This is a genomic window from Mucilaginibacter sp. GW821-FHT07G05 (assembly GCF_059418565.1).
The window spans coordinates 1085229-1096071 of the sequence record NZ_JBWKQC010000001.1; the positions used below are offsets into that span (position 1 = coordinate 1085229).

The 10843-nt window shown below is 41.7% G+C and carries 11 protein-coding genes; 9 read left to right on the top strand and 2 right to left on the bottom strand.

Going from position 1 to position 10843, the window contains the following annotated elements; genetic code table 11:
• The first annotated feature begins 57 nt into the window (after positions 1 to 57).
• From AC07NA_RS04375 to AC07NA_RS04385, 3 genes are all read left to right on the top strand, one after another.
• Complete coding sequence (locus tag AC07NA_RS04375; RefSeq protein ID WP_494895980.1) at positions 58 to 1269, top strand: IscS subfamily cysteine desulfurase; 1212 nt, start codon at positions 58 to 60, stop codon at positions 1267 to 1269.
• 99 nt (positions 1270 to 1368) lie between these two features.
• Positions 1369 to 1782: a Fe-S cluster assembly scaffold IscU gene (gene iscU / locus AC07NA_RS04380; protein WP_345213037.1), complete on the top strand. Its 414-nt coding sequence runs from the start codon at positions 1369 to 1371 to the stop codon at positions 1780 to 1782.
• A 131-nt stretch (positions 1783 to 1913) separates the two neighbouring features.
• Complete coding sequence (locus AC07NA_RS04385) at positions 1914 to 2240, top strand: HesB/IscA family protein (RefSeq protein ID WP_345213036.1); 327 nt, start codon at positions 1914 to 1916, stop codon at positions 2238 to 2240.
• Between the two features lie 329 nt (positions 2241 to 2569).
• Here AC07NA_RS04385 and AC07NA_RS04390 read toward each other — a convergent pair whose 3' ends face one another.
• On the bottom strand, positions 2570 to 3166 hold the full coding sequence (locus AC07NA_RS04390; protein ID WP_494895982.1) for a short chain dehydrogenase: 597 nt from the start codon (positions 3164 to 3166) through the stop codon (positions 2570 to 2572).
• A gap of 148 nt (positions 3167 to 3314) precedes the next feature.
• Between AC07NA_RS04390 and AC07NA_RS04395 the strand changes: the two genes are divergently transcribed.
• The 5 genes from AC07NA_RS04395 (at position 3315) to AC07NA_RS04415 (ending at position 9208) form a co-directional block, all read left to right on the top strand.
• The gene (locus AC07NA_RS04395; protein ID WP_494895983.1) at positions 3315 to 5240 is read left to right on the top strand and encodes an AMP-dependent synthetase/ligase; all 1926 of its coding nucleotides are present in this window, start codon (positions 3315 to 3317) and stop codon (positions 5238 to 5240) included.
• A 19-nt stretch (positions 5241 to 5259) separates the two neighbouring features.
• Entirely contained in the window at positions 5260 to 5763 is a 504-nt protein-coding gene (locus tag AC07NA_RS04400; protein ID WP_494895985.1) for a DUF6438 domain-containing protein, read from the top strand.
• 100 nt (positions 5764 to 5863) lie between these two features.
• Positions 5864 to 6493 (top strand): CatA-like O-acetyltransferase, encoded by a 630-nt coding sequence (locus AC07NA_RS04405; protein ID WP_494895986.1) that lies wholly within the window; start codon positions 5864 to 5866, stop codon positions 6491 to 6493.
• Positions 6494 to 6688: 195 nt separating this feature from the next.
• Positions 6689 to 8410, top strand: coding sequence for a lysine--tRNA ligase (gene lysS / locus AC07NA_RS04410; RefSeq protein WP_494895987.1), 1722 nt, complete (start codon positions 6689 to 6691; stop codon positions 8408 to 8410).
• Between the two features lie 582 nt (positions 8411 to 8992).
• The gene (locus AC07NA_RS04415; protein WP_494895988.1) at positions 8993 to 9208 is read left to right on the top strand and encodes a hypothetical protein; all 216 of its coding nucleotides are present in this window, start codon (positions 8993 to 8995) and stop codon (positions 9206 to 9208) included.
• Positions 9209 to 9262: 54 nt separating this feature from the next.
• Here AC07NA_RS04415 and AC07NA_RS04420 read toward each other — a convergent pair whose 3' ends face one another.
• Complete coding sequence (locus tag AC07NA_RS04420; protein WP_345213030.1) at positions 9263 to 9814, bottom strand: tetratricopeptide repeat protein; 552 nt, start codon at positions 9812 to 9814, stop codon at positions 9263 to 9265.
• Between the two features lie 73 nt (positions 9815 to 9887).
• Between AC07NA_RS04420 and ung the strand changes: the two genes are divergently transcribed.
• Positions 9888 to 10565 carry a uracil-DNA glycosylase gene (gene ung, locus AC07NA_RS04425; protein ID WP_494895990.1) on the top strand — a complete coding sequence of 226 codons (678 nt, stop codon included), beginning with the start codon at positions 9888 to 9890 and terminating at the stop codon, positions 10563 to 10565.
• The last annotated feature ends 278 nt before the right edge of the window (positions 10566 to 10843 follow it).

Genomic DNA, 10843 nt, shown 5'->3' on the forward strand with positions numbered 1-10843 from the left:
TTTTTGAACAATTTTAAATAAATTATTTGTATATCTTTGTATTGTTAAACATATACGATGAACATTCCTATTTATTTAGATAACAATGCTACAACACCTATGGACCCCAGGGTGCTTGAAGCTATGATACCTTACTTCACCCAAAAATTTGGTAACGCGGCAAGCCGTAACCACCATTTTGGCTGGGTGGCCGAAGAAGCTGTTGACTATGCCCGCGAGCAGGTGGCTAAACTTATTGGCGCATCTGAAAAAGAGATCATCTTTACATCGGGCGCTACCGAATCAGATAACCTTGCTATTAAAGGTGTATTTGAGATGTATAAAGATAAAGGTAACCACATTATAACTGCCGTTACCGAACATAAAGCGATATTGGATGCCTGCAAACACGTTGAAAAACTGGGTGGCAAGGTAACCTACCTGCCGGTTAAAGAAGACGGTTTGGTAGATCTTGAAGTGCTTGAACAAAGCATGACCAATGAAACCATCCTGGTATCTATCATGTATGGTAACAACGAGATCGGCGTTATTCAACCTATAAAAGAAATTGCTGCTATAGCACACAAACATGGCGCTTTGTTCATGACTGATGCTACACAAGCCGTTGGTAAAATACCTGTTGACGTTAATGCCGATGGTATTGACCTGCTGGCTTTATCGGCACATAAAATGTATGGTCCTAAAGGTATTGGTGCTTTATACGTACGCCGTAAAGGTCCGCGTGTTAAGGTAACCGCGCAAATGGACGGTGGTGGTCACGAGCGTGGTATGCGTTCGGGTACGCTTAACGTACCGGGTATTGTTGGCTTGGGTAAAGCTTGTGAAATTGCTTTGCAGGAAATGGATGCTGAAGCTTTACGCTTATCATCACTGCGCGATAAATTAGAATCATCATTAACAGTGCTGGAAGAAAGCTATGTAAACGGTAACGTTAACCATCGCTTACCGCATGTAGCCAACATCTCTTTCAAATATGTTGAGGGTGAAGGTTTAATGATGGCTATGAAAGACTTGGCGGTATCATCAGGTTCGGCTTGTACATCTGCATCGTTAGAGCCATCTTACGTGTTGAAAAGCTTAGGTTTATCAGATGACCTGGCACACTCTTCTATCCGTTTTGGTTTAGGCCGCTTTACTACCGAAGAAGAAGTTGATTACGCAATTGAAGTAACCAAAAAAGCGGTTACCCACCTGCGTGAACTTTCACCACTTTGGGAAATGTTTAAAGAGGGTATCGACCTTGACTCAATTGAGTGGGCAGAACATTAATTTTTGATTTCGGATTTCGGATGTTCAATTTTGAATTTATCAGTTACCCGAAAAAGAAAAATTAGAATTTATTAAATAGAATTTTAAAGAAATAAGAAAATGGCATATTCAGATAAAGTAATTGATCATTACACCAATCCACGTAACGTAGGTACGTTGGATAAAAGCAGCCACAAGGTTGGTACCGGTTTAGTTGGTGCCCCTGAGTGCGGCGACGTAATGCGTTTGCAAATTGAGGTTGATGATAACAACATCATCACCGATGCAAAATTTAAAACATTTGGTTGTGGTTCGGCAATCGCGTCATCATCATTAGCTACTGAGTGGTTAAAAGGTAAAACCATTGATGATGCAATGGCTATCGATAACATGGATATTGTTGAAGAGCTTGCTTTGCCTCCGGTAAAAATTCACTGCTCGGTATTGGCAGAAGATGCCATCAAAGCAGCAATCAACGATTACCGCGTAAAAAACGGCCTGGCTCCTATCGAGTTAGAAAAATCACACCACTAATATTTAGTATCAAGTATAGAGTATCAGGTATCAAGATACCCGGCTTAACTGAATACTAAATTTAAAATACAGTAGTTAATATTAAGTGTAATCTTGATACTTGATACTACTACTCAATACTGATAAAAGAAATGGTAACTGTAACTGATAAAGCAAAAAGTAAGATCGAGAGCCTTGTGAAGGATTCGGGGCTTGATGCTACATATTTTCTTCGGGTTTCTGTACAGGGTGGCGGTTGCTCCGGCTTATCGTACAACCTTGATTTTGATAACGAAGAAAAAAAGGGCGACCAGTTTTTTGAGGATAAAGGCGTTCGTTTTGCACTCGACATGAAATCGTTCCTGTACCTTGCCGGTACCGAGCTTGATTTCAGCGACGGCTTGAACGGTAAAGGCTTTAACTTCCACAACCCGAATGCCTCACGCACCTGCGGTTGCGGCGAAAGCTTCTCGGTATAAACAGAGATTATTACTATATAATATTAAAGGCGCTTAAATTAAGCGCCTTTTTTTGTGACTCCCCCTGTCATCGCTTCGCTCGACATCCCTCTCTGCTGCGCAAAGAGGGAGTTTTGATTTTTTGTTTTTAGCTTTCCTTGATTAGGGATACAACTTCCGCAACTTACTTCCGCAATGATTTAACAAGGACGGCCAGAGGCCGCGTAATAGTGGACACTTGGCCGGAGCCAAGCATCGGCTACTAACTTAAATTTGCGCCTTAGCTTTCACCTTTTTTCATTTCCACCTTTAAGCTTTCACCTTTCCGCTTTTACCTTTCAGCTCTCTACTCAATACACCTTTATTACCTGCCCGGTTCCAGCGCCTAAAACACCTCGGATGTATGCTACTACTACCTTATCCATAGTAACAGGTATATGACCTGGGAAGTATGGGAAATAGCCAGGTGAATCCTCTACCACACCCGGACTTACCGCGTTTATACGCACATCGTTCTCCAGCTCAATTGCCGCGCCTATTACAAAGGAGTTTAAGCCTCCGTTCAGCGTACTTAGGTTTACGCCATTCACTACCGGATCTTCAGACAAGATACCCGATGTAAGTGTGAACGAGCCTTTAGGATTAATACAATGCTGACCGATCAGTACCAGGTTGATCTGCCCCAGCAACTTACCATCTATACCTTTTTTAAAATCGGCGGGTGTGGTACTTTTAAGCGGACCAAAATGGCCAGAACCGGTGGTACTCACCAAGGCGTCGAAATTTCCTGTTTGTTTATAAAAAGCTTCTATTGATTCGGGCGAGGTGATATCTACCTGTAAGTCGCCGCTTTTTGAGCCTGCGGTTATTATCTCATGGTCGCCCTGCAAGGCCTCGGTTACTTTTTTACCGATGGTGCCTGTTGCACCTACAATAATTATTTTCATACTGATGTGAGGTTTATTTATTAAACAATCTTAGTTAATTATGCTTATTAAGTAATCATAAAAAAGTCAGTATTTAATAACGGTACTTTTTAAATGCGCCGTTCTATTTTGTTAAAATAAATTTAGATTTGCTTACGATAAACCAATTATGACTAAATTGACGTTACCCGATAACAAGCTTTATACTGTACCCAGTTTAATACGCAATATTGTTGCTAACATACATCCCGATACCCGCCCCTTTTTATCGCATAAGGTAAAAAACACCTGGGAGGACATTACCTATAAAGAGGCTTTAGAAAAAATTGACGCGGTTTCGGCCTGGCTGTTAAACATCGGTATAAAAAAGGGCGATCACCTGTCGCTGATGATCGAGAACGGTCCGGATTATATCTATTACGACCAGGCGCTGCAACAAATAGGCGCGGTGAATACCTCCATCTACCCCACCCTTAGCGAGGCTGATGTTGAGTACATCCTCAACGATTCGGAAGCGCGTACCATATTGGTAGGTAATCCTTTCCTATTCCGTAAAATATTGAAGGTGGCTAACAATTGCCCGTCATTAATAAGGGTGATACCAGCTTTTGACGAGTTTGAAAAACACATTGGCACTACTAAATTAAATGCCGGCATAGTTGGCTTTAAACAGGTAATTGAAGAAGGTTTACATATAGTAGAACAGTATCGCCACAGTATTAACACCGCGCGTGAAGCCATCTTGCCAAGCGATTTATCGTGCCTCATCTATACATCGGGCACCACGGGTACACCCAAGGGCGTAATGCTTAGTCATTATAACCTTACAGCTAACGTGTGGGCCAGTTTAATTCAGATCACCGTGGTTGATAAGGATGATGTATTCCTGTCCTTTCTGCCATTATCGCACGTGTTTGAGCGTACGGCAACTTATCATATTTGTTTGGCCGTAGGTTGTAAAATAGCATTCGCGCAAAGTTTAGAGCTATTGGCCCGTAACATGGGCGAGGTTAAGCCAACCATTATGAACTGTGTACCCCGCCTGCTGGAACGCATTCACGATAAAGCCATGAAAAGCGGAACCGAGGCAGGTGGCATGAAAGCGAAAATATTTACCTGGGCGTTGGGCATCGGTCGTAAATACCGCGAAAGCAACGAGGCCGGTACATCGGCAGGCATCATATTAAACACGCAGAATAAGCTGGCCGAAAAACTGGTATTCAGCAAGATAAAAGAGAAAACCGGCGGACGCTTAAAATTCATGATCTCCGGTGGCGGCGCGCTGCCTAAAAATATCGGCGAGTTTTTTGGCGACCTGGGTATCAAAATACTGGAAGGTTTCGGCCTTACCGAAACATCGCCTGTAATGGCGGTTACCGAGCAGGACAGGCAGGTTTACGGTACCGTAGGCCGCATTATTCCGGGTATTGAAGTGGCTATACAAAATGTGGATACCAAACAGATCTATACCGTACAAACCCACGACACTTTTAAGCCCGATTTTCAATCGGAAGAAGGTGAAATTATAGTGCGCGGGCATTGTGTAATGAAAGGCTATTGGAACAAACCCGAAGAAACCGCTGTTGCTATTGATACCGATGGATGGTTCCACACGGGTGATATTGGCCGGTACTTTAAAGGTAACCTGCAAATTACCGACAGGCTGAAGAATATGCTGGTAAACGCTTACGGTAAAAACATCTACCCTACACCGGTAGAAAACACCTATCTAAAAAGCCCTAAAATTGAGGGTGTATTTTTACTGGGCGATAAACGCGAATACGTTACGGCCATTATCATTCCGGCGAAAGAAACCATGCAGGAAACCTTTAAACTGGGCGAAGTCTTTTTTACCGAAAGTAATGCCTTTATAGATGAGCCGGAGATAATAAAATGGATCGGTCAGGATATCCGCAAGCTATCTAACGAGCTGGCCAAGTTTGAGCGTATTAAAAATTTCAAGGTAAAACGTAACCCTTTCAGTATGGAAGAAGGCGAAATTACCCCAACCATGAAAGCCAAACGGAAGGTAATAGAAAAGAAATATGCCGATGTGATTGAAGATTTATATAAGGGTGAAGTAGAGACGGATTAGAAAACAAAATATCATCCAAATGAAGATCCGCATCATTTTATCCCTTATAATTGGCACTACAATAATTACGGCCTGCAATCACGAAAATAAGGAAATTGCTAAAGTAGAATTTGCAAAAAGCACTTGCTTTGGTCCATGTGTTCCCTTGGCAATAAGTATCGATAGTTCGCTTAACTATCATTTCTACGCTGATAGTTCTTACAGCTGGCAAAAAGCAAATGGTCGGTTCTATTATATAGGATCAATTCGTCGAGAGTTTTGGAATGAGCTAATAAATAAACTTGAAGATATAGACTATAAACATCCTGACACAGTGGAAAAGTTAAAGCCATCGGATACTCAGGATTTCGAATTAATTATTTATTGGGGTAAACATAAAACAAGACTAAAAGGGTGGGATGAAAAAGAGCAAGAATTGTTTAGGTGGCTTGATAGTAGTTATAAATATGCCAATATAAAACCCGCTAAAGACACTTTACATTTCGGTACAACCTTACAGTTGGATCCTATGTTAGTAAAATAGCACAAAGCCTGCCTTACTATTTACAATGGCAAACAAGGACTATCGGCAAGATATAAAATAGTAAGAGCTGCCATAAAACGTTTAGTAGTATCTTCGAATCATGAAATACATCGACTTAGCCACCTGGAAACGTAAAGAACACTTTGAACTTTTCAGTAATTTTGACGAGCCTTTTTATGGCGTAACAATCGATCTGGACTGTACTGGTGTTTATCGGAGCGCCAAGGAAAACAAACTATCATTCTACCTATTGTATCTGCATAAGATACTTACCGCAGTAAACCAAACCGAAGCCTTTAAGTACCGCATAACTGATGATGGCCGGGTAGCAATTTACGATACTATTAGCGTGAGCCCTACCATTGGCCGTGATGATGGCACCTTTGGTTACAGCAGGTTTAATTACATAGAAGATTTCGACCAATTTGCCGCAGATGCCTCAAAAGAAACGGAACGCATAAAAAGCGTAAGCGGGTTGGGCTACCATTGTGCCGACCGCGATTTAATACACTTTTCGGCTCTGCCGTGGATAAAGTTTACCTCGGTAAGCCATGCCCGCAGTTTTAAATGGCCGGATAGTATGCCCAAAATTTCTGTAGGAAAAGTTACTACCAATGCCGATGGAAACATGCTGATGCCGGTATCAATACACGTACACCATGGCTTGGTTGACGGTTATGACCTGGGCAAATTCATTGAGAACTTGGAGGCCGTGTTTGCGAAAGCTTAATTTTTTTGATTAACGGGTATCTATTTGCAACCAATGCCCGTTAATATATTTTAGTTTTATTTTCAGGCTTGCTGCCATCAAATACGGCATTGCTGCTGCATTTTTTCTTGCAATCTCCAATCTCACGTCTCAAATCTCGCATCTGTAAACAAAAAATCCCTACTTTTGCACACTTATTAAAATACCGTTTTTACTATGAGCATTGCGCTATCCGAACAGGAAATATTACGTCGTAAATCGTTACAGGAATTACGTGCTTTAGGCATCAACCCTTATCCTGCCGAAGAATTTAAAGTTAACGCCTGGGCTAAAGACATCGGCGAAAACTTTAACAGTAACCCTGATGCTTATAAACAGGTGGTTATTGCAGGCCGTATCATGACACGCCGCATTATGGGCAGCGCTTCGTTTGCCGAAATACAGGATACTACAGGCCGTATACAGGTTTACCTGAAACGCGATGACATTTGCCCTGATGAAGATAAAACGCTTTACAATACCGTATTTAAAAAACTGCTGGATATTGGCGATTATATAGGTGTTAAAGGCTATGTGTTTTTAACCCAAACCGGCGAAATATCTATACACGTACAGGAATTTACCGTTCTATCGAAATCATTAAAACCCCTGCCTATTGTAAAACGCGATGAGGAAGGCAATATACACGATGGTTTTACCGACCCGGAGTTACGTTACCGTCAGCGCTATGTTGACTTAACCGTTAACCCCGAGTACAGGCAGATCTTCATCAACCGCTCTAAAGTGATCAGCACTATGCGTAATTACTTTAATACGCAAGGTTGGATGGAAGTTGAAACCCCGATACTGCAATCCATACATGGCGGCGCGGCAGCAAGGCCATTCGCTACCCACCACAACACGCTGGATATGCCGCTATTTTTGCGCATAGCCAACGAGTTATACCTGAAACGCTTAATTGTGGCCGGTTTTGATGGTGTATATGAGTTTGGTAAAATGTTCCGTAACGAGGGTATGGACCGTACTCACAACCCCGAATATACCGCCATGGAAATATATGTAGCTTATAAAGACTATATATGGATGATGGCCATGGTTGAAGAATGTTTGGAGCAGGTGGCATTAGCCGTACACGGTACGCCGGTAGTAAAGGTTGGTCAGCACGAAATTAACTTTGCCGGGCCATACGAAAAACTATCCATGTACGATTCTATATTGAAATATACCGGCATCGATGTATCACAGTTGAACGAAGATGGCTTGCGTAAAGTATGCGCCGACCTGGGTATCGAAGTTGATGCTTCAATGGGTAAAGGTAAACTGATCGACGAAATTTTCGGCGCTAAAGTGGAAGGCAACCTGATACAGCCAACCTACATTACCGACTACCCTATCGAAATGACGCCGCTTGCCAAAAAACACCGCAGCAAAGATGGCTTGGTTGAACGTTTCGAGCTGTTTGTAAACGGTAAGGAAATTGCAAACGCTTACTCCGAACTGAATGATCCTATCGATCAACGTGAGCGTTTTGAAGAGCAATTGTTATTGGCCGGTCGTGGTGATGAAGAAGCCATGGCTATGGACGACGACTTCCTGCGTTCATTGGAATATGGTATGCCGCCAACATCGGGCTTGGGTGTGGGTATCGACCGCCTGGTAATGCTCATGACCAATCAAAGCACCATTCAGGAAGTACTGTTCTTCCCGCAAATGCGCCCCGAGAAAAAAGCGAAAGTAGCAACCGCCGAAGATTTTATTAACATTGGCGTACGTGCCGAATGGGTGCCTGTTTTGAACAAGATGGGTTTTAACACGGTAGAAGAGCTAAAAGCCGCCAACCCAAACAAGATATTTAACGACCTTGGCGGAATGCGTAAAAAAATGAAATTAGATATTACTATGCCTACTAAAGAAGAGGTAATGGCATGGTTTGAATAAACATTCGATAGGTATAAAACACAAAAGGCTTGATAAAATTTATCAGGCCTTTTGTGTTTTATAAGCATTCAGGCGTAATTTCATTTAACTACAGTCGCTACTGCTACAGCCGAGTGACAGCTATTCCGCGGAGTCCCGCCGCACTACGCCAAGTATAATTCGCTAAATTATGTAAGCTGAAAGCTTACACCATGCTGTGTCACGAGTTACGCTATGCTAAACTCACGACAGCAAGATTTTTCAGACCTACGAAGTTTTAAAAACTTCGTAGGTCTTTCTTTTTCCTTGGATAAAAACAACTTCGGGCAAAAGCTGGCTGCTGATAAAGCTAACATTGACAAATTTTAAATTTGTCAATGTTAAAATACGGAGATGGTGATAGTAACGCTCAAACTGCAAATCAAACTCCCCTTTCACCCAAACCCCGAACCTGAAACCCGGAACCTCGACCACGAATCCCCGATTCTCACAATCCACTGACTTGCAATAAGTAACAATTCCTTAACAAAATCATAAAACTTATAAACATTTGGTGTAAAAACAGTTGTTTAATTTTATGGTTATACTATAAATACTAATAGCATGACAAACTCTATTCTTGAAATAACTGAAAACGAGTACCTGATAAAACTGAGCAAACAAACGTTTAACCTGTCACTGATCAGGAATATATTAAAAATGGTTGAGGTTTCTAACCCAACTGAAGATGATTTTGTAGGCATCCCCGAAAGACACTATGCCCCAAATCAAAACCACTCGTCGGAACCAAGCTACTATGGTTCAATAGAAGAAAAATAAAAAGAGCGACACATTTTATTTGTGTCGCTCTTTTTTTATGCTTTTTTGTTTTTATTAAAACTGACGATAACCACCTCTTACCACTTGTTGCTTGTCCATTTGAGCTAATTGCCCTTTCATCATTTTTATCTGTTCGGCAAGCAATTTATTCTTATCCTCTTTAGCGGCTTCCTGCAAGTACATTTGTGCTTCGCGTTTATTGCGTTTAGCCATTGATATACCTGCCAGGCTTAACTTGGCCAATGCCGTATTATGCGACATCTTCATGCCCAATGCTAACGCTTTCTTAAAATATTTCTCTGATTTTAACGGGGCCTTGCGCGATTCTATTAAACCGATGAGCATGTTATAATACCCCCATTGATTTTTGTACAGTTCTTTTTCGTAATCCTTAACCTTTAACAACCACTGCTCGGCTTTTTCCGAATCTTCTTTACGTAAAAAATACTGGGCAAGTATCATATTCTCATTAAAGAAGAAACTCAACAGCACAATACCGCCTAAAAGGAACACCAATATCCCCCAGCCCCAGAAGCCAAAACCGCAAAGGGCTATACCTGCTCCTAACATTACACACGCTATAACTAAGCGAACAATATTTGACATAATTTGTGTTTACTATATAAAGCGCAAATATCCGTTTATTTGTACTCTTAATCAACATCTGCAAACAATATTTATGGCGATAGAATTAGAATCATCATGGCTTAAAGTTTTAGGCGAAGAATTTAATAAAGAATACATGCTGAAGCTTAAACAATTTTTGGCGCAGGAGAAAGAAAGCGGCCAGATTGTATACCCCAAAAACAAGGATATTTTTAACGCTTTTAACACTACCCCATTCGATAAGGTTAAGGTAGTGATACTCGGGCAAGACCCCTACCCCGGCGCTCATCAGGCACACGGTTTATCTTTTTCAGTACAAAAGGGTATCGCTGTCCCCCGTTCGCTTATCAATATTTATAAAGAATTAAAAACAGATATTCCCGGTTTTACCACTCCTGCGCATGGTAACCTGCAGGAATGGGCCGAGCAAGGCGTACTATTGCTTAACGCCACCCTTACGGTAAGGGCAGGCCTATCGGCATCGCACCAAAAAAAGGGATGGGAAACTTTTACCGACCAAGTGATCAGAAAGCTATCAGAAGAACGCGAAGGCCTGGTATTTATACTTTGGGGCAGTTACGCGCAATCAAAAATAGCCCTTATTGATACTACTAAACATCATGTGCTTAAATCGGTCCACCCGTCGCCCCTATCAGTTGAAAGAGGCTTTTGGGGATCAAAACCCTTCTCAAAAACCAACGAAATATTAGTAAAGGAAGGCAAGGCGCCTATTGATTGGCAAATACATTAAGTTTATTGAGTGAGTTGGCGAATGAATGATTTAGTGAATGGTTAGTGGTGAGTAGAAAGTGTAAATGAATGACAAAAACTAATATCTCCTCCTTGGCGGCAAGCAATCGCAGAGCTAACTCACCCGGTCTACGCTTCGCTGGACCGCCCTCTCATATCTTTGTACTATAATAGATCAGAAGAAAAGGAGAAACATAGAGGGCCCTCATGACACGTATTTAAAACGATGTTGACGAAAGAGGCTAATACTCCTTTTTTACTTTTGAAAGTCCGGACAGT